Source organism: Haladaptatus halobius, from assembly GCF_020618475.1.
Taxonomy (GTDB): Archaea; Halobacteriota; Halobacteria; order Halobacteriales; family Haladaptataceae; genus Haladaptatus; species Haladaptatus halobius.
On sequence record NZ_CP085335.1, the window covers coordinates 68,535 to 85,354 of the forward strand.

The window sequence follows — 16,820 nt, forward strand, 5'->3', positions numbered from 1 at the left end:
ATCCTTCATCGGTACTTAACCTACTCCCTGTTCCTGATGACGCGGCCGCTCGCGGGCCGCCGAGGGATCCATCGCCCCCCTGATTTGATCGGCCAACCGCGCACCTGAGTAGGCCGTTCGTCCCCGAACGCGCGCTGAACCCTTCTCGCCGAACCCAGTAGCCGCCGGTAGCGGCAGTGCTCCCCAAATCATGATGCTCCCCGACTGCTCGATCCCGACGATTGGCGACTTGCTTACGAGGAGACCTTCGAGAACGGTCGCCTTCTCGCGAGTCTCAGCCCGGGGTATTGCTGGGGCCGCGACTCGAACAACCACGACAGCGTGGTGAAGGACTCGAACATTCACGTCAGCGACGGCAAACTTGTCGTGCGTTTGTAAAATCGGTTCAACCGCTTCAAAACTACCTCGAGGATGTAGTCGAGATTTTCCTCCAACTGCTCCTGCCGACACTTTTCCTTCAAATCGAACCTACTGTGCTTGTCCCGACTCACTGAATACGGATCTGGGCCGGTCAGCGGCCGAGATCTCGAACTCGTCGAGCAGAGATGGAACCTCAAGACGGTTCACGAGGAATCGAACGTGAAGTTCGGGTTCAAGCAGTACGAATTAGAGCAAAAACAGGCGATTTAGCGCTATATCCAGCTAGTGTTTCTCGCGTGGACGCTGGTCACGTTCGCCTGTTCAGCGAACGTGGCCTTTTGGGAAGACCGAGGGTGACTCAGCGTCCGCCTCGATCACGCCAAAGAAACGTATCTTTTCAAGCCGCTCCTCGAAATCACCGAGGTGATCGATCCGTCGCTCCCGCAAGCGGAGCAACGGGAGATCCTGCGTGAACGCGTGAGCTTCTTCTGGTGAATCCTATCGCGGATTTATTTGTTACTGTCTTCAAAATATATGATCTATTAGGTGAATGATGTGGTTTCTATATCGCCTTGGTTCGAGAGAGCTATCCCGATAAAATGAACACAGTATCTCTGGTCAGATTAGCTCCAGTTCGCTGCTCAAACGATCTTGCCAAGTCGAGAAACATGTCTGATGATTCGTAATAGTGACTTCGGAGACCTAGCAGACTCCGCAAGTACCTTCTGTATGGTAAAAGAGATCTTTCGAATGAAAATGTATGCAAACGAGTTTCAGAAGCTGGGGATCCATCCAACGGAGGGGAACGCTCCTACGAGAGTTAAGAGCATACCGAGTGTCGATAATATCTCTTTCGCCTACTAAAATTGGATTTGAAGTCAAATTCATAAGGCATGAGCCATATTGTATGGAGGATCGGTTGCGTCAAGATATCTGTATCAATTTCCGCAATTTTAGATGCCTTATAACAAAGGATAGGGGATGGATAGCTTTTTATCGATGGGAAAACAGGCCACCCATACTGACGAGGATAGCTCTCAACAGGGCTGCCTATTACCACCAAACAACTCTCAAGAGACTCTATGAGCGATTCAAAATATAAACCAAACATCGTTGTACTCTCCGTCGATTCACTCCAGTACGGCTATTTTTCCGAGGCACTCTCGGAAATTGCCTCAACCATTGGTGCCGTTGAGTTCACGAATGCAATGGCGACAGCGAATCAGACCAGCTCAGCGATGCCAGGATTAGCTGCTGGGGTCTTCGACGATCGACTCTCAACGCAAGGTCTACCGACATCAGGTGAACCGGCACCACTTGCGGAAGTGCTAGCCGAGAACGGATACGGATGTGGTCTTTGGTCGGACAATTTCCTCTTTGGCTCAGAATATAATTACGACCGTGGATTTGCTGCTGGCAACCAGGGTGAACCAACGAGAAAAAAGCGCCTCGCTACTCGCATTAAAAAAAGCCCACTTCAGCCTGCATTCGGAATGTTTGAGTGGCTCTACTTTAACGTCGCACAGCGAGTAGAAGATTTTGTCTCTGGAGATAGCTCATTTTACCTGTCGGCTGACCAATTGCACAAAAGTGCTCTCGATTGGTTTGAGAAGTCCCAAGGGCCCAATTTTTGTTGGATCCATTATATGGATACCCATCATCCCTATGAACCACCTCGCGAGTACTTAGCGGATGTCTCACTAACTACCGAGAAGACTCCGTCCGAACTAGGAAAACTTTCTCGAGATGTCATCAAGTCGAATGGTGAAGGATACTCATCTGATGATATCCGTGATGTTGAGGCAACATACCGAGCATGCTGTGCCTATATTCGTGATGCTATATCTGAGTTTATCGAAGATCTCATTTCGATGAATCATTTTGACCCTGACCACGACGTTCTCGTCTTGACTGCTGACCACGGAGAACGACTCAATCCCACTGACTATCCCAGTCTTGGTCACTTTCCGACCTCATTTTGGGAAGAATGTATTCACGTACCATTAGCAATCTGTCACCCTCGCTGGAATGCTCAGACAATACACAAACAGGTCAGCCTCATCGATGTAATGCCGACTATTCTCGATGCAGCGAATCTATCCACCCTCAGCGACACTGATGGAACAGCAGCTAGTACACCGGAAAAATTAGCATCCGAATACGCGATCTCGATTTCTCAGCCACCAAATACGGGACGTACCTATCGGTCAATTCGTCACGAATCTGGATGGAAATTGTTTGGATTAGAATTGGAGTCCACCAATAAAATCGTCCTTACTCAGTTCGATCCTGCCGACGCACTCACTGAAGAAGTCGTACAAGAATCGGACGTTGCTGGTGATTCAGTTGGAGGTGAACACGCCGATCTTTGGAACGAACTGTGGAATGAATTAGAATTACGGGGCCAGGGATTACCGGTTGAGGATAGCCAGAATGTTGACACACAGGTTCCTGAAGAACATCTTAAAAACCTAGGTTACATCGAATAGATTTGTATCTTGGCTATTAATAACTAATTCATAAAACAAAAAATATATTCGCATTTATATAATATAGAAAAAATTCCGAATATCTTGCTAGACGAATCAAAGAAGGAACTTATAACTCGCCGAAACACACTGTAAAAACCCTCGAAAAACGATCTTACACCACCAACAGAAGTCGAGATTAGCGGCTACTCCAAACGTACTAGTAACAAAAGAAAGTCACATGAGCACACGAGAACCCGATCCGGTGCCGATATCGAAGGGGCGAAACGAATCGTGCGTCGCGTTGCGCGGTGACGATCCAATTCTCGACCGTCGTTACTGCCGATATCCGTTGATGAGATAACCGAAGACCAGCGCGGAGATGATCGTTGCAATAGCGATATTGAACATCGTATATTTTTCGAACATATGGTGAACCGAGAAGCCAAACGCGAACGCAAGCATCGGAACGTCGACGGTTTCGTATCTAAACAACCCTTCGGTAATGCTTCCAAGCGTCAATACTAGGTACGCGAGCCCACCGACAATTCCGACGTTGATGAATATCTCCACGTAGGAGTTATGGGGCGAATACCCACGGAATTGTGGATCTGGCACGAACGGCGCGATGACCTTGTCTTCAGAGACAACGCCGTAACCGAGTGACCCCGGTGCGTTTAGTATAGCTCGAAGACCGCCCTCCCAGAGCGCGAACCGACCGTGTGAGTCGATCGGGACGATCGAGAGGGACATTCCTACGAAAAAGAATCCCGTCAGTACGCCCAGTGCGACGGTAGTGTAGGCGGCGGCTCGTCGACCCAAAACGACATAGGTAACGTACACCGCTGCCGCGAGTGCTAAAGCGAGCCAACTCGCCCGAGAATAACTCGCGTACACGCCAATACTGTTCAGCACGAACATCGCGCCTGCGACCGGAACGAGCAGGAACGACCGCCGCCGTAGGGCTTCGCCCGTGAGTACAAGTGCCGCAAACGCACCTGCGAATGCGAGTCCACCAAGGGTGTTCGGGTTCCCGAAGATAGATTGCAAAAAGTGGAGTTTGGTGCCGAGCAGAGGGGGACTGAACTCGGCCCCGAACAGTTGTATTTGGAACCACAATATCTGATACTCCCCGAGTACGTAGGCCAGGAGTCCAAGTCCGACCGCGAATGATGAAGCGAGACTCACTGCCCACAGGAAGACGTCGCGGGAGACGTGTCGCGGAATGAAAAACAGATTCATCCCGAAGAGCAGCCCGACGAAGACGACGAAACTTGCTCTTCCCGATCCGGCAGCCATCCCGTTGACGTGGAAGAAGTACACGCCGAGTACCGTCGCGTACGCCGCAATGTAGACTGCTCGTTCCCAAAGGAAATCAATGAGGTCGTATCCGAGCAGTGGGTAAGCTAGATAATAGAGGTAGAGAATGGCGACGTGGATGGTGCGACCTTCGTCGGCAGGTGGAATGTACGTGTACTTCTGTCGCAACAGGGCGAACGTCAGCAGTATCAGTATCGCGAGTTGTGCGACATGAAGCCAGAGATTTCGATCCCTTCGGTAATAGGCGTGGACGAATAGAAGGATTGGAGCGAAGAAAACATAGAGGAGATTAAGGTGAAATGAGGATAACCATTCAGGACTGTTCGTCGCTCGAAGTAATACCTCAGCGAAGAGGAGGGGGAGCAAGAAGAGCTGTACGAGCACGAGGGGAAGGAGTTCGCGTTGAAATGGGTTTACTGGGAGTGTCGTCGTAGATGTCCGTTGGTTTTTCAGTTTCATTTTATCTTGACCCTCATACGAGAGTGTATTAGACTAGGCCATTATAGAACATTTCAACAAAAATTTGAAGATTACATATATATTACCGAAATTTACAGACTCTAATTTGTTCTGCTGATCGTCCCTCTGCTTGAGCAGTACTCACGTATCATGGGCTTCTTTCCCATTACTAGGAAACGGTCACGGTGAGAAGCGACCCTGTTCGTCTCGCCTTCGCAAACGAGCAGCCTCATACATGTCCGATAAACCACATTGGTTGCACATATAAAAACTGATATGAGTAGAAAAGACAAAACCAAAATTATGTCTTTAAAATTATTATTTTAACGATAGAATTGACGCGAGCGGTAGACAGTTTTTCACCATCGATGGAGAGAGGAGTTCTTCTCATCGTTGAGGCATCAAATCCCTTTCCGAAGGAATACTTTGTAAGACACGGAAACTACTGCGCCCTGCTCTTTATCCGCACGAAGACAATACTTGGAAGTGAATGTCAAACAATGCCTTCACCACCGACGGAGAGTGGAACGCCCTCTACATCGACGGCGAATGGGTCGATGGGGGCGACCGCGACGAAATCGAGGTGACGAACCCGGCGACGCGTGACCAGATCACGTCGGTGCCCGCCGCGACTGAGGACGACGTGAACCGCGCCTACGAGGCGGCCGCAGCGGCGCAGTCGGAGTGGGCCGACCGACCGCCGCACAAACGGGTGTCGGTTATCGAATCGGCGCTTGACCTGCTGGACGAGCACCGCGACGCCATCCTCCGCTCGCTCGCCATCGAGGCGGGAGGCGCGAACGCAAAATCGTTCGCGGAGTTCCAGACCGCCCGCGGAATCACTCAACAGGCGGCGGACTTCCCCTTCCGCGTCGGCGGCGACATAAAGGACTCGACGATTCCGGGCAAGGAGAATCAGGTGAAACGCGTCCCGATGGGCGTCGTCGGCGTCATCTCGCCGTGGAACTTCCCGTTTCACCTCTCGATGCGGGCCGTCGCTCCGGCGTTGGCGCTCGGGAACGCGGTCGTGTTAAAGCCCGCCTCGCCGACGCCGGTCGTCGGCGGACTCCTCCTCGCCCGCATCTTCGAGGAAGCCGGTCTACCCGAAGGGGTGCTCAACGTCGTTCCCGGCCACGGGTCGGACATCGGCGACCGGATGGCGTCCCACCCCGAGGCCGACGTTATCGCGTTCACCGGTTCGACGCAGGTCGGCCAGCGAGTCGCGGGGCAGGCCGCCGAGAACCTCGCGCTCCCAGCGATGGAACTCGGCGGGAACAACCCCCACGTCGTCACCGAGGACGCCGACGTCGAGGCTGCCGTCGACAGCGCGGTCTTCGGGTCGTTCCTCCACCAGGGACAGGTATGTATCTCCATCAACCGCCACATCGTCCATGAGAGCCTCTACGACGAGTACGTCTCCCGCCTGACCGAGCGTGCCGAGGAACTCCCCGTCGGCGACCCGACCGATTCCGAGACGGTCATCGGTCCCATCATCAACGAAGACCAGCGCGACCAGATGCTGGAGTACGTCCGGGAGTCGGTCGATGCCGGGGCGACGCTCGAAACCGGCGGACACGACGAAGGACTGTTCGTCAAGCCGACCGTGCTCTCCGGCGCGACGAACGACATGGCCGCCGCCTGCAACGAGCACTTCGGCCCCATCGCGCCCGTCATCCCCGCCGAAAGCGACGAAGAGGCCGTCGAACTCGCCAACGACACCGAATACGGGCTGGCCGCGTCGGTGCACGCGGGCGATCTCGGGCGCGCACAGGACATCGCCGACGCCATCGACGCCGGGATGGTTCACATCGGCGACCAGCCCATCAACGACGAACCGCACGTCCCCTTCGGCGGGGTGAAGGCGTCGGGCATGGGAAGGTACAACGGCGACGCGATTCTCGGCGAACTCACGCAGGAGAAGTGGATTTCCGTGCAGCGCGAGCGCCGCCAGTATCCGTTCTAACTCGACGCCTCGGTCGACTTTTCCCGGCGAACAGAAGACTTATTCTCACGATGGGTAACCGAGGTTCCATGGCAGAACCAGTTATGGACACGGAGCAGGACGTGATCCTCAGTCGCGTCGGCGCGTTCGTCATCGACCACATCATCTCGTTCATCGCTGCGCTCGTCGTCGGCTTCGCGCTCGCGTTGGCGCTCGGCAGAGCGGGCATCTGGCTCGGCGTCTTCTCGGGTATGTTCGGCTACTTCATCGTCCTCGAAGGGTTGTTCGGCCAGACGCTCGGCAAGCGTCTGCTCGGCATCGTCGTCGTCAAACGCTCGGGCGACCCGTGTACGATGGGTGCCTCGCTCGTCCGCAATCTGCTTCGGTTCGTCGACGGAATCCTGAGTTACGCCGTCGCGCTCGTCGTCATGCTCGTCAACGACGACCGCCAGCGAATCGGCGACATGGCCGCGAACACCGTGGTCGTCCGGGCGCGGTAGCTCGCGCGCCTCGGAAATCCCGCTCGCTACTCTCCCCCGTCCGTTTGCGTCGGCGACTCGACCGTCTCTTTCTGCGGCGATTCGATGACGGTTCGTTCCGGTATTCCCGGGTCGGGTTTCGGACGTCTACTCACCAGTCGTTCGAGTAGCGAGAGTTCCCTCGGTGCGTCCTTCTCGATGGTCTCGTACTCGACGACGACGTTCCCCGCCTCCTCGCTGATTCGGAAGTAGTTCAGCCGAAAGGAGGGGTAGTACACCGGCGGGAGGACGCCGATCCACGTCGGCGTCCGGTGGAGTCGCTTGAGCCACGTCCCGGTGTTGATGATGACGCGCTTCCCGACCCTCGATAGCGACACTCGATGGGTGTGTCCGTAGATGAACGCCGCGACATCCGGGTTAGCTTCGAACACGCCGAGTGCGGCTTCGACGTAGGGTGCGTCGGGGTCTTCGGTGTCCGTTTTCGGCCGAACGAGGTCGAACCGTTCGAGCGTCTTCCGCACGTCGCGGGCGAAGAAGTACAGCGGAATCGAGATGACGAACAGGAGGGAGACGATGACGAAGTTGACGACGAAGACGAATTCGATGAGGCTACCGACCAGTCCCAACTGTCGAAGCAGCGCGCCGGTGAGCCTCGTCGCGGCTCTCGCTCCGAACAGGCCGCTATCCCCGACGAGCAGGACGGCCAGATAGACGATACTCACCTGAAAAAGCAGGAGGAACGGAAGCGCGGCGTACCGGAGAAACGGACTCATCTCGCGGTAGAAGTAGTTCGACGCGATCCACTGCGGTATTTCTTCGAGCGGCGTCACCGACTGGATGTCCTTGAGCCAGTTGTACTTCCCGTGTCCGGACAGTTGTCCGGCCTTTCCCGTGATGTGGCGGTTCACGAAGTAGCCGAGGGGGTTCGCGTACGGGTTCCCGAACTCGGGCATCCGGTTGTTCGCGTCCCGTTGCATCCCGTGTTCGATCCAAATTGTCTGCCCGGCGACCGGTCTGGCCAGCGAGAGCGTGGGGTCGAGTTCGACGTTGTACTCCCGAAGGCGTTCAACGTACGCTGAGTAGCCCGCGAGTTCGGCGTCGTGGTTGCCTGGAATGAGCGTGATGGTGACGTTCTCGCCGGTCGCGCGAAGTTGGTCGAACAGTTTTGGATGGTGTTCGACGAGTTCCTTGAACTTCGCCATCCCGTCCGTCTCGGTGAACTCCCAGAGGCCGAACGCGTCGCCGAGGATTATCAGTTCCGCGTCCTCGTCGGCTCCGTCGAGTTTCCGGAGGAACTCGACGAACTCATCTTCGAACTCGCACTCCTGTAGCTGTTCGTCACCCCCGACGTGAAGGTCGCTGACGAAGTAGTAGACATCGGACATTCCCCTTCCCCGAAGCAATAGACGACCGCGCGGGCGAAAGGGGTTTCGTCCGGAAGACGGTCGGTTTCGATGTCCTTTTAGGGAGCGCCCGATATTTCTCCCGTATGGCAAACTTTCAGGTCGTCGTCGCGGATCCCGACTCCGGGGCGGCGTATCAGCGCGACATCGACGGACAGGACGCGAACCGATTCCTCGGCAAATCCATCGGCGAAGACGTAGACGGTGGCGCCGTCGGCCTCGACGGCTACACGGTCGAGATAACGGGTGGCTCCGACAACGCCGGTCGCCCGATGCGCGGCGACGTCGCCGGGCCGAACCTCAAGGACGTGCTCCTCAAAGGCGGTACGGGCTACAACCCCGAGCGGGACGGCGAGCGCCGCCGAATCTCGGTTCGCGGCAAGGAGGTCAGCGAGGAAGTGGCCCAACTGAACGTCAAGATCGCCGAGCGCGGCGACCAGTCGGTCGACGAACTGTACGGCGAAGGCGGCGACGAAGACGAAAGCGACGAGTAACGCGGCGAAACAGACACCACTCTCCACGAGCTTTTCACCATGACCCAGCGGGTTTCCAGCGATACCACAGACACGATCCGTGCGACGCTCGCGCAGGCGGGCGCGACGAACCGTCCGCGCATCGAGATTTCGGCGGACGACGCGGACGCTTTTCCGGCGGACGAACTCGTCCGACTCGTCATCGACGACACGGAGTACCGCGCTCGAATCGAACGTCCGCTGACCGGCGACGGTCGGCTCATCCGCGGCGCGTACGACACGCCGCGACTCGCCCGCAATCCGAGCGACGGTGACAACCGCCTCGTCGAGTGGTTCGCCGGGAGCGACCGCGAACTCGGCCAGTCCGTGCTCGTCGACGTGGTCGAGGAAGGATTCCAATACGGACTTCGGAACCCCGGCGAACGGGCGGTGTACGCGGCGACGGAGAAACCGAACGACAGCCTCGCCGACATCGCGCGACAGGTGGAAGACCGATGAGTAGACGAGACGAGTTCCTCGCCGGCGAGCGCACGGACGATATCGCCCTCTTCCTCGCCGATTCGTTCGTCTCGGGCGACTCGTTGGCCGAGTACGGCGAGTCGGTTCCCGGCGGGACGCTCCTCGTCGTCTCCGGCGAGACGGGTCGAAGCGTCTTCGAGAAGGCGACCGGGATGGACGCGATGGACTTCGCCAAACGAGCGATGGGAACCGACGGCGAAATCGCACCGAACCTCGCGGGCGGCGACTGCCCGGAGGACGACCACGACGTGGAGTTCGTCTTCGCGTTCGCGGAAGCGCAGAACGAGGAGGTTGGCGGCCTCTACGCCGAGGGTGACGTTATCCACGCGTACGCCTACTGCGAGTGCGGAACCGCCTATTCGCAGAAGTGGATCGCCGGCGAACGCTAACCGATTCGACCGCGCCGATCGGCGGTCTGCAACCGTTTCGACCGTCACCGCTTTGCTCGCTCCCGGCGATGGATTCCGTATGGTAGAACGTGTACCGCTCTCCGATTGGGACGCGGTCGAGTCGCATCTCCGCCGGTTCGCCGGGGAGGTCGACGCGTCCGACGCGAAACTCGTCTCCCGGATGGGAGTGGCCCGATTCGCCGTCACGCGCGACGGCCGGGTGACCGCCGGGATGCCCCTGCACGATTTCGACGGACGCGCCGACTCGCTCGTCTTCGACCACGACAGAGGGGCGATTCGCATCGAACGGGCAGGCTCGACCTACGTTTTCCGTAGGCCGTAGCTCTCATCGACGGATGATCGGAGAGCGGTGACGGCCGAGGCCGCCGGATGACGAAATGGGTGCCTTCTCCGACTGATAGCCCCTTCGGTCACCGCCGCACCCGCTGGTGCATCAACAGAAAATCAATAATAAATGATATAATTTTCTAAATATTGCGTAAAGAACACGGCGAACTCGATACTCGGATTCACCGGCGGCGTGAGACCAGTTCCGTCACCCGCGCTTCGTCCACCGGATTCGTCGTCTCATTGCCCGCTTTCAGTGCGGTTCCGACTATCGCGCCGTCCGCCACGTCGAGCAGCCCGGAGACGTTCTCGGGGGTCGTACCGCTCCCGACCAGTACGGGCGTCTCGACGCCCAGTTCGTCCCGGCGGGCGACGACCGATTCCAGCGAATTGGCGTCCACCGGCCGGCCGGTTCCCGGCCCGCTGACGACGAGACCGTCCGCCCGCCCGCGTTCGACCGCCTCGGCGACCAGTTCGGCGGTAGGCCGCTCCGCGAGCGGGGCGGAGTGTTTCACGTCCACGTCGGCGAAGAGCGCCACGTCGGAATCGAGTTCGTCGCGGAGGCGGAGCGTCTCGTGCGCTCGCCCTTCGGCGATGCCCTGATCCGTCAGCCGCGTGCCAGTGTGGACGTTCACGCGGACGAACTCAGCTTCGGCGGCGGTCGCAACCGAGAGGGCCGCTTCGGCGTCGTTCCGGAGAACGTTCACGCCGAGCGGGAGGTCGACCGCCCGCCGGAGTTCCGTCGCGACGCGGGTCATCGACGCCACGATGTGTTTCGGCACGTCGTCGGGGTAGAACGGAGTATCCCCGAAATTTTCGACCATTATCGCGTCCACCCCGCCCGCTTCGAGTGCGCGGGCGTCGGCGAGCGCGCGGGTGCGGACGGCGTCGAAGTTTCCGTCGTATCCGGGCGCGCCGGGCAGGGCTGACAGGTGAACCATGCCGACGATGGTGTCGTCCGGTAGCACGCTCATTCTTCGTTCGCTTCCTCGGAGTCGTCGTTCTCGGGTTCTAGATTTCGGAACCCGTCCAGAATCACCTGCTTCGCCACCGCGCCCTGCGTCGTCCAGTGGTGGGCGTAGTCGAGCATGTCGTCGTAGATGTCGGGTTTGCATCCCGCGGCTTTCGGGTGGCCGCCGCCGTTGACCTGCCGGGCGACCTCGTGGCACCGCTGGAACTCGTCGGTGCCGCGGATGCTCGCACTCCCGGCGGGTTTGACGACGACCGAGGCGTCCGCACCCCGTTCGCGCATCGCTTCGGCAACCTCGTTCTGCGAACAGCGACCGTAGGTGACGCCGACTGTCCAGTCGCCGATCTCCTTCACGTCGGCGCGCTCCACCGCTCGTTCGACGAGCGCGTCCTTCTCGACACGCTGTTCGGCGAGGAACTGCCGTACTTCCTCGGGGAGGTCCGCGCCGTGTTCCTGGATGACCGCCATGTACTCCTCGGGTTCCGACCAGTAGGAGTAGTCCGCGAGGTCGTCGCTGCGCGGGTCTTCGCGAAGCCAGAGGTCGTGGTCGCGCGTGACGGCGGCAAGTTCGACGAGGTAGTCCGGGAAGTCGTAATCGAGTGACCGAGCCACCACGTCGGCGGTACACTCCTCGTCCGACTCGCCGACAACGAGTTCGACGCCGGCGTCGCGCACCGCGTCGGCCACGGTGTCGTCCCACTGGTGGTGATCGAACCAGTACACCTCGTTCGCTTCGGCGACGAGCACCGTCAACTCCTCCGCGATGGGTTCGTAGGCGTCCGGGCAGAGGTCGCAGACGAACACCGTCGCGTCGGGTTCGCTGTAGGCGACCACGCGCTCCAGCGCGTCGTCCAAGTCGTGCGGTCCGGCGTCGATGAGCGCACCTTCGCCGTAGGCTTCGCGGACGAGCGCCGTCGCGGCCAGTCCGTCGGCGTCCGGGTCGGCGACGACCGCCACGTCCGCACCGGACAGCGCCTCCTGCGCTTCTTGTTCTTCCTTCTGTTCCTCGAGCGAGTCGGGCACGAAAAAGCCCTCGCCCGGCAATAGCGATTTTCGTTCGAGCGAGAGGTTCTCGTCGTCGATAACCCAGTCTTCCATACGCCCTCTCCGACGCCCGGCGCAAAGAGTTCCCGGTTACAGGTCGACCGTGCGGAACCGTCGGTAGCCGAGCGCCACCGGCACCACGGCCCAGCAGACGAGGACGACGAGGGCGAACCACCTGGTGTAGTAGAAGGCGTCTCCCGGCGGCATCCACATCCCGCCCGTCTTCATCAAGGCGTCAGTGGCGGTCTGGTACGCCTCCACGGGATTGAGCCTATCGAGGAAGACGGCCCACTCGGGTTGCGGCCCTCGCGGCGTCGAGAAACCGTTCAGGACGTATCGGAGTACGTTCGAGATGGCCGTCCAGCCTATCAGCGTTAGGAGGAAGAAGACGACGCTCCCGACCAGCGCGCGATTCTTCGTCTTCACCGCGGCCGAGATGCTGACCCCCGTCCCCGTGTAGGTCGCCCCGAGGTGGAGACCGAGCGCGAGGAAGACGGCGAGGTCGTCCGGCGGAATCGACCCGCCGAAGGCGAGGAAGACGACCGCGTACGCGAGGACGCCGGTCAGCATCGCCAGCGCCCCGTTCGGATCGAGACCGGTCGTCGGCTCGTCCAGCACGAGCAGGTCGGGGTCGCCGACGAGCGCCATCCCGAGGACGAATCGCTGGCGCATCCCCTTCGAAAATCCCTCGACTCGGCGATCTGCGGCGTCGAGGATGCCGACGCGGTGGAGGAGTTCGTCGGGGTCGTCGTCCGCGCCGCGGGACTCGACGACGAACGCGACGTGCTGGCGGGCGGTCAGGTGATCGTAGGCGTGGTAGGCGTCGGGGAGGACGCCGACTCGTTCGTGGACCGCGCGAGTCTCGCGCTGGGCGTCGCGTCCGAAGACGCGGGCGGTGCCGGTCGTCGGACGAACGTAGTCGAGCAGGATATCGATGGTCGTCGATTTCCCGGCGCCGTTTGGGCCGAGGAAACCGAACACCTCGCCTTCTTCGACGCGGAGGGCGACGACGTTCCCGAAACGCTTGGTCACGCCGTCCAATTCGATGGCGGGCATGCCGGAAAATAGTAGCGCGCTGACATATGCTTTCTTCACGCCTCGCCAGAGCCGAGTTGTCGAACCGTCAGCACGGGCGTCGGGCAGGTACGGACGACGCGCTCCGCGACGCTGCCGATGAGGAATCGGTTCTCGCCGTGGCGACCTCGGGTTCCGGTGGCGACGACGTCGGCGTCGTGTTCGCGGGCGTACTCCCGGATTTCGACGGCGGGGTCGCCCTCGCGGACGGTGGTGACCACGTCGCGGTCGGCGTGGTCGCGTACCGATTCCAGCGCCTCCTCTCCCTCCGATTCGAGGGCGGCGTGGAGTTCCCCGCGGAGCTTCTCGGGCGAGGATTCGACTTCGCCGGCGTCCACAACGTAGAGGGCGTGTACTTCGGCGTCGAACCGGCGCGTAAGGTCGAGCGCGATTCTGACCGCGCGAACGACGCTCTCGGAGCCATCGGTGGCGATGACGACGGTGTCTAGCATCGTTCGTCTTTCTCGTCCCATCGCTCTTAAACTCTCAGGAGCGGACGTCTCCCTCTGGTCGCCGGAGCGACTCCCGTTCGTTGCGAGCGGTGCTTCGTGATCTAATCTTTCGGCTCAGGGGCTAAATTGCGTCTATCCAAATGGCTAAGTTCTTGTGTCGTGTGCTATCAAGACGCCCGACGGGGCAAGGTTGCACCCAGACCGCAATCTCTCCGATTGCGGTTTGTCGGAGCGGCAGGAGAAGGTTTTTGGCTCATCTGCGCACACTCACAGGTATGACCGAGCCGCCAGTCGAAGTGAACACGGTGCTCGTTCCGGTGGACGGGAGCGACGAGTCGGTGCGAGCGATCGAGTACGCGGTCGGCATCGCCGAACAGTACGAGGCCGACGTCCACGCGCTGTACGTCCTCGGCGAGGAGATGTCCCGGGCGATAGAGACGGGCACCGTCGAGGAGGACGACGTTATCGACGAAACCGAGTCGTTCATCGAGAGCGCCCGCGCCGTCGCGGACGACGCGGGCGTCGCCCTGGGTAACTCCATCGCCTACGGCTTCTCGACCCAGCGAAAGCTCCAGCACCCCGGCAGCGCCGTTCTCGACTGCGCGGAGGAGATCGACGCCGACTTCCTCGTCATCCCGCGGGAACCGCTATCCGGCGAACCCGGAGAGGTGCTGGAAAAGGCGGCGGAGTACGTGCTGCTGTACGCGAGTCAACCCGTCCTTTCGGTCTGAGATCGTCTAGTTCCGTCGAGACGAGCTCAGAAATTGGTCACCTTCGATTGAATCCGTCCGTCGTCTATCTCCGAGGCTGCCCCTCGACGTCCCTGAAATACTGCGCTAGCTCGTCCGCCCGCACCTCGTCGCTTTCGTGGAGATACGCTATCTCGGTTAGCGACAGCGATTCGCCCGATTCCAACTTGTGGCGCAACTGCTTCGCGGTGAGCGACTGGAAGGTCACGTCCAGTCGAATGGTCGCGGCCCGGTCGCCCTACGCCTTGGCCATGTTGATCCCCTCGTGCAGCACCGTTTCGAACTCCAAGTCGGTGTATTCGACCGCTCGATACAGGAAGGAAACGGCGGACACGAGGGCGTCGAACGCCTCGGTGATATCGTGGGGATGGCTGACCGCGACCAACTCGTCTACTTCACGCTCGATGCGGAGACGCGCAAACTCGAGATTCGCATCTGCGAACTCACGTACACCCTCGCATTTCTAGATCCGGAGACGGTTCGCTCGCCGCCCGATCAGACGAACTTCAAGTTCGAGTTCGCGGGGGGAATCGTCACCGACGCTGAAGATATCGGTCGCGCGGTAAAAGCGGCGGATATGGTTTCGGATCACGTCACGTTCGGCATCGACGAAGAGCGAGCAGCCTTCTACGTCGAAGCGGCGGGTGACACGGACGACGTGTCGCTCGCGTTACCGGCCGACGAACTCGTCGAGTTCACGCCCGGGGACGCACGCTCGCTGTTCTCCATCGATTATCTGAAAGCGATCGAGCGGGCGATGCCCCGCGATCTCGAACTCGACCTCCAGCTCGGAACGAACGTACCCTCTCGGTTCGCTACGCGTTCGCCGAGGGTGCGAGCTCCGTCGAGTATCTGGTCTCTCCCCGGATAGCCGCGAACTGAGAACTTCGATGGGATGCGCGTCTCGCGTCCGCAGCGGCCCGTGATGACACAACCCTTTTACCCGCAAAGGCCGCCCATCGCTGTATGGACGGGACGACGCCGAATTTCACGGCACATCAGCGGGCGATGCCGTTTTGGGAGAACGTTCTCTCCGACATGGATGCGACGGCGGCGGAGTACGAGGAATCGGGCTGGGAGACCCTGCAACTCCATCCGGGCGACGTGACGCCCCTCTGGACGGAACGGGACGACGAGTTCGGGCTGGACGTGCTCGTGCCGGACAACGAGTTCGAAACGTTGGAGACGCTGTTGGACGGTGTCGAGTTCGACGCGTTCGAAGCCTTCCGGGCGCTCGGAGACGGCCTCGTCTTCCTCGTCGTCGTCATGGAAGACTACGACGCCGAGACGGCGGTCTGCTATCCGGCGTACTACGACGTGCAGGGCGACGAGAAGATGCTGGTGGACGCGATGGCTGCGGGGGAGATGCACACCTTCGTCCGGACGCTGAGCGACGACCGCATCCGGTTCACCCACGACGACCCGGACGTGTTCCGACCGCCGGAGTCGGAAGACGTGGACGAAACGGACGCGTCCGACGAGACGACCGAAGAGTAGCTACTTATCGCCGATGTCACGCCCGCAGTGCGGACACTCCATCTCGTCGTGGCGCAACTGCTCGCTCGACGCGCGCACCTCGCGCATGACGCTCGAAATCCGGTCTTCTGCGGCGAGTTCCTCGTCCACCGAGAGGTCGACGCCCTCGACTTCGAGCAGGAATTTCGCCACCTCGGTCACCTCGTACATCACGTCGTCTAGGTCCTCGGCGGTGAAGAATCCGGACATCGCGCCGTAGAGGAAGGTCGCGCCCGCTTTCCGAACTTTCTCCTCGAACGCCGACCGCGCCTGATTGACCGCCTGCGGGGTGTACGTGTCGGTCATGAACGGGACGAGGTGCGGGAGATTGTTCCCGATCTTCGTCATCTCGACGCCCGTCTCGGTTCGGAAGTCGGCACAGAGTCGGGCGATGGCCCACTCGCGGGCCGTGATGTAGGTTCGGTCGCGCAGGAACTCGTTGACGCGCTCGTACTGCGCGCCGTCCATCTTCTTGAACCGCGCGTACTTCTGCACGTCCGGCGGGAGTTCGGGCGCGGCGTCAGGCCCGCCCGGCGCAGGGTCGGACGCGTCTGAAGCGGTGTCCGAATCGCCCGGCGTTGTGTCAGGGCCGTCCCGCGTCGGGTCGGCGTCGTTGGACGCGGTGGTCGGTGAGTCAGACTCCGGCGGTGTCTCGTCGGACGCCGGAGGTGCGTCGTCGGATTCTCGTGACGTCTCGTCGGATTTTCGCGGCGCGTCGTCGAGCGTCTCTCTCGGTGCATCATCTCGGTCGTCCTCCGTCTCGGGTTCCGGTGGGGAGGGGTCGTTCGACATACGCCGTCGTTACCGAGCGGAACGCAAAAGCGTATCGCACCCAACTGTTTTGACACCCGACGGG

The 16,820-nt window shown here is 60.0% G+C and carries 20 protein-coding genes; 11 read left to right on the forward strand and 9 right to left on the reverse strand.

Features of this window, described 5'->3' with window-relative positions; translation table 11 throughout:
- Positions 1–15: 15 nt before the first annotated feature.
- Positions 16–345: a hypothetical protein gene (locus LIW51_RS00320; protein WP_227375275.1), complete on the reverse strand. Its 330-nt coding sequence runs from the start codon at positions 343–345 to the stop codon at positions 16–18.
- Positions 346–477: 132 nt separating this feature from the next.
- Here LIW51_RS00320 and LIW51_RS00325 point away from each other — a divergent pair, with 132 nt between their 5' ends.
- Both LIW51_RS00325 and LIW51_RS00330 read left to right on the forward strand, forming a co-directional pair.
- The gene (locus LIW51_RS00325) at positions 478–630 is read left to right on the forward strand and encodes a hypothetical protein (protein WP_227375276.1); all 153 of its coding nucleotides are present in this window, start codon (positions 478–480) and stop codon (positions 628–630) included.
- 812 nt (positions 631–1,442) lie between these two features.
- Positions 1,443–2,849, forward strand: coding sequence for a sulfatase-like hydrolase/transferase (locus LIW51_RS00330; RefSeq protein WP_227375277.1), 1,407 nt, complete (start codon positions 1,443–1,445; stop codon positions 2,847–2,849).
- Between the two features lie 315 nt (positions 2,850–3,164).
- On the opposite strand, the gene LIW51_RS00335 is transcribed toward LIW51_RS00330, so the two are convergent.
- Positions 3,165–4,607: an O-antigen ligase family protein gene (locus LIW51_RS00335; RefSeq protein WP_227375278.1), complete on the reverse strand. Its 1,443-nt coding sequence runs from the start codon at positions 4,605–4,607 to the stop codon at positions 3,165–3,167.
- A 490-nt stretch (positions 4,608–5,097) separates the two neighbouring features.
- Here LIW51_RS00335 and LIW51_RS00340 point away from each other — a divergent pair, with 490 nt between their 5' ends.
- Both LIW51_RS00340 and LIW51_RS00345 read left to right on the forward strand, forming a co-directional pair.
- On the forward strand, positions 5,098–6,570 hold the full coding sequence (locus tag LIW51_RS00340; protein WP_227375279.1) for an aldehyde dehydrogenase family protein: 1,473 nt from the start codon (positions 5,098–5,100) through the stop codon (positions 6,568–6,570).
- 68 nt (positions 6,571–6,638) lie between these two features.
- Complete coding sequence (locus LIW51_RS00345; protein WP_227375280.1) at positions 6,639–7,049, forward strand: RDD family protein; 411 nt, start codon at positions 6,639–6,641, stop codon at positions 7,047–7,049.
- 26 nt (positions 7,050–7,075) lie between these two features.
- On the opposite strand, the gene LIW51_RS00350 is transcribed toward LIW51_RS00345, so the two are convergent.
- Positions 7,076–8,413, reverse strand: a complete 1,338-nt coding sequence (locus LIW51_RS00350; RefSeq protein ID WP_227375281.1) for a metallophosphoesterase — start codon at positions 8,411–8,413, stop codon at positions 7,076–7,078.
- A gap of 104 nt (positions 8,414–8,517) precedes the next feature.
- Between LIW51_RS00350 and LIW51_RS00355 the strand changes: the two genes are divergently transcribed.
- The 4 genes from LIW51_RS00355 (at position 8,518) to LIW51_RS00370 (ending at position 10,155) form a co-directional block, all read left to right on the forward strand.
- A complete protein-coding gene (locus tag LIW51_RS00355; RefSeq protein WP_227375282.1) occupies positions 8,518–8,925 on the forward strand; it encodes a 30S ribosomal protein S6e in 408 nt (135 codons plus the stop codon).
- Between the two features lie 39 nt (positions 8,926–8,964).
- Positions 8,965–9,402, forward strand: a complete 438-nt coding sequence (locus LIW51_RS00360) for a DUF7112 family protein (protein ID WP_227375283.1) — start codon at positions 8,965–8,967, stop codon at positions 9,400–9,402.
- A complete protein-coding gene (locus LIW51_RS00365; protein WP_227375284.1) occupies positions 9,399–9,812 on the forward strand; it encodes a DUF5807 family protein in 414 nt (137 codons plus the stop codon). Before LIW51_RS00360 ends, LIW51_RS00365 begins: the two co-directional genes overlap by 4 nt.
- A 79-nt stretch (positions 9,813–9,891) precedes the next feature.
- Positions 9,892–10,155 (forward strand): ELL-associated factor, encoded by a 264-nt coding sequence (locus LIW51_RS00370; protein ID WP_227375285.1) that lies wholly within the window; start codon positions 9,892–9,894, stop codon positions 10,153–10,155.
- Positions 10,156–10,342: 187 nt separating this feature from the next.
- Here LIW51_RS00370 and LIW51_RS00375 read toward each other — a convergent pair whose 3' ends face one another.
- The 4 genes from LIW51_RS00375 to LIW51_RS00390 are packed head-to-tail and all read right to left on the reverse strand — an operon-like array spanning position 10,343 to position 13,700.
- The gene (locus tag LIW51_RS00375; protein WP_227375286.1) at positions 10,343–11,134 is read right to left on the reverse strand and encodes a BtpA/SgcQ family protein; all 792 of its coding nucleotides are present in this window, start codon (positions 11,132–11,134) and stop codon (positions 10,343–10,345) included.
- A complete protein-coding gene (locus LIW51_RS00380; protein WP_227375287.1) occupies positions 11,131–12,228 on the reverse strand; it encodes a DHH family phosphoesterase in 1,098 nt (365 codons plus the stop codon). The genes LIW51_RS00375 and LIW51_RS00380 overlap by 4 nt, the downstream gene beginning before the upstream one ends.
- A 36-nt stretch (positions 12,229–12,264) precedes the next feature.
- Positions 12,265–13,230 carry an ATP-binding cassette domain-containing protein gene (locus tag LIW51_RS00385; RefSeq protein ID WP_227375288.1) on the reverse strand — a complete coding sequence of 322 codons (966 nt, stop codon included), beginning with the start codon at positions 13,228–13,230 and terminating at the stop codon, positions 12,265–12,267.
- A 35-nt stretch (positions 13,231–13,265) separates the two neighbouring features.
- On the reverse strand, positions 13,266–13,700 hold the full coding sequence (locus LIW51_RS00390) for a universal stress protein (protein WP_227375289.1): 435 nt from the start codon (positions 13,698–13,700) through the stop codon (positions 13,266–13,268).
- A 275-nt stretch (positions 13,701–13,975) separates the two neighbouring features.
- On the opposite strand from LIW51_RS00390, the gene LIW51_RS00395 reads away from it, so the two are divergent.
- The gene (locus LIW51_RS00395; RefSeq protein WP_227375290.1) at positions 13,976–14,431 is read left to right on the forward strand and encodes a universal stress protein; all 456 of its coding nucleotides are present in this window, start codon (positions 13,976–13,978) and stop codon (positions 14,429–14,431) included.
- Positions 14,432–14,495: 64 nt separating this feature from the next.
- Here LIW51_RS00395 and LIW51_RS40370 read toward each other — a convergent pair whose 3' ends face one another.
- Positions 14,496–14,657 (reverse strand): DUF8102 family protein, encoded by a 162-nt coding sequence (locus LIW51_RS40370; protein WP_497007382.1) that lies wholly within the window; start codon positions 14,655–14,657, stop codon positions 14,496–14,498.
- On the opposite strand from LIW51_RS40370, the gene LIW51_RS00400 reads away from it, so the two are divergent.
- Together LIW51_RS00400 and LIW51_RS00405 are read left to right on the forward strand one after the other, a co-directional pair.
- Positions 14,619–15,320, forward strand: coding sequence for a beta clamp domain-containing protein (locus tag LIW51_RS00400; protein WP_227375291.1), 702 nt, complete (start codon positions 14,619–14,621; stop codon positions 15,318–15,320). The genes LIW51_RS40370 and LIW51_RS00400 overlap by 39 nt on opposite strands.
- A gap of 95 nt (positions 15,321–15,415) precedes the next feature.
- Positions 15,416–15,946, forward strand: coding sequence for a DUF7529 family protein (locus LIW51_RS00405; RefSeq protein ID WP_227375292.1), 531 nt, complete (start codon positions 15,416–15,418; stop codon positions 15,944–15,946).
- Here LIW51_RS00405 and LIW51_RS00410 read toward each other — a convergent pair whose 3' ends face one another.
- Positions 15,947–16,756, reverse strand: coding sequence for a DUF5806 family protein (locus tag LIW51_RS00410; protein WP_227375293.1), 810 nt, complete (start codon positions 16,754–16,756; stop codon positions 15,947–15,949). It lies immediately after the preceding gene.
- Positions 16,757–16,820 lie beyond the last annotated feature (64 nt).

Bases quoted from the DNA above. Each gene is read 5' to 3' on its own strand.
- LIW51_RS00330 (WP_227375277.1), top strand. From the start codon at position 1,443: ATGAGCGATTCAAAATATAAACCAAACATCGTTGTACTCTCCGTCGAT.
- LIW51_RS00335 (WP_227375278.1), bottom strand. From the start codon at position 4,607: ATGAAACTGAAAAACCAACGGACATCTACGACGACACTCCCAGTAAAC.
- LIW51_RS00340 (WP_227375279.1), top strand. From the start codon at position 5,098: ATGTCAAACAATGCCTTCACCACCGACGGAGAGTGGAACGCCCTCTAC.
- LIW51_RS00345 (WP_227375280.1), top strand. From the start codon at position 6,639: ATGGCAGAACCAGTTATGGACACGGAGCAGGACGTGATCCTCAGTCGC.
- LIW51_RS00350 (WP_227375281.1), bottom strand. From the start codon at position 8,413: ATGTCCGATGTCTACTACTTCGTCAGCGACCTTCACGTCGGGGGTGAC.
- LIW51_RS00355 (WP_227375282.1), top strand. From the start codon at position 8,518: ATGGCAAACTTTCAGGTCGTCGTCGCGGATCCCGACTCCGGGGCGGCG.
- LIW51_RS00360 (WP_227375283.1), top strand. From the start codon at position 8,965: ATGACCCAGCGGGTTTCCAGCGATACCACAGACACGATCCGTGCGACG.
- LIW51_RS00365 (WP_227375284.1), top strand. From the start codon at position 9,399: ATGAGTAGACGAGACGAGTTCCTCGCCGGCGAGCGCACGGACGATATC.
- LIW51_RS00370 (WP_227375285.1), top strand. From the start codon at position 9,892: ATGGTAGAACGTGTACCGCTCTCCGATTGGGACGCGGTCGAGTCGCAT.
- LIW51_RS00375 (WP_227375286.1), bottom strand. From the start codon at position 11,134: ATGAGCGTGCTACCGGACGACACCATCGTCGGCATGGTTCACCTGTCA.
- LIW51_RS00380 (WP_227375287.1), bottom strand. From the start codon at position 12,228: ATGGAAGACTGGGTTATCGACGACGAGAACCTCTCGCTCGAACGAAAA.
- LIW51_RS00385 (WP_227375288.1), bottom strand. From the start codon at position 13,230: ATGCCCGCCATCGAATTGGACGGCGTGACCAAGCGTTTCGGGAACGTC.
- LIW51_RS00390 (WP_227375289.1), bottom strand. From the start codon at position 13,700: ATGCTAGACACCGTCGTCATCGCCACCGATGGCTCCGAGAGCGTCGTT.
- LIW51_RS00395 (WP_227375290.1), top strand. From the start codon at position 13,976: ATGACCGAGCCGCCAGTCGAAGTGAACACGGTGCTCGTTCCGGTGGAC.
- LIW51_RS00405 (WP_227375292.1), top strand. From the start codon at position 15,416: ATGGACGGGACGACGCCGAATTTCACGGCACATCAGCGGGCGATGCCG.
- LIW51_RS00410 (WP_227375293.1), bottom strand. From the start codon at position 16,756: ATGTCGAACGACCCCTCCCCACCGGAACCCGAGACGGAGGACGACCGA.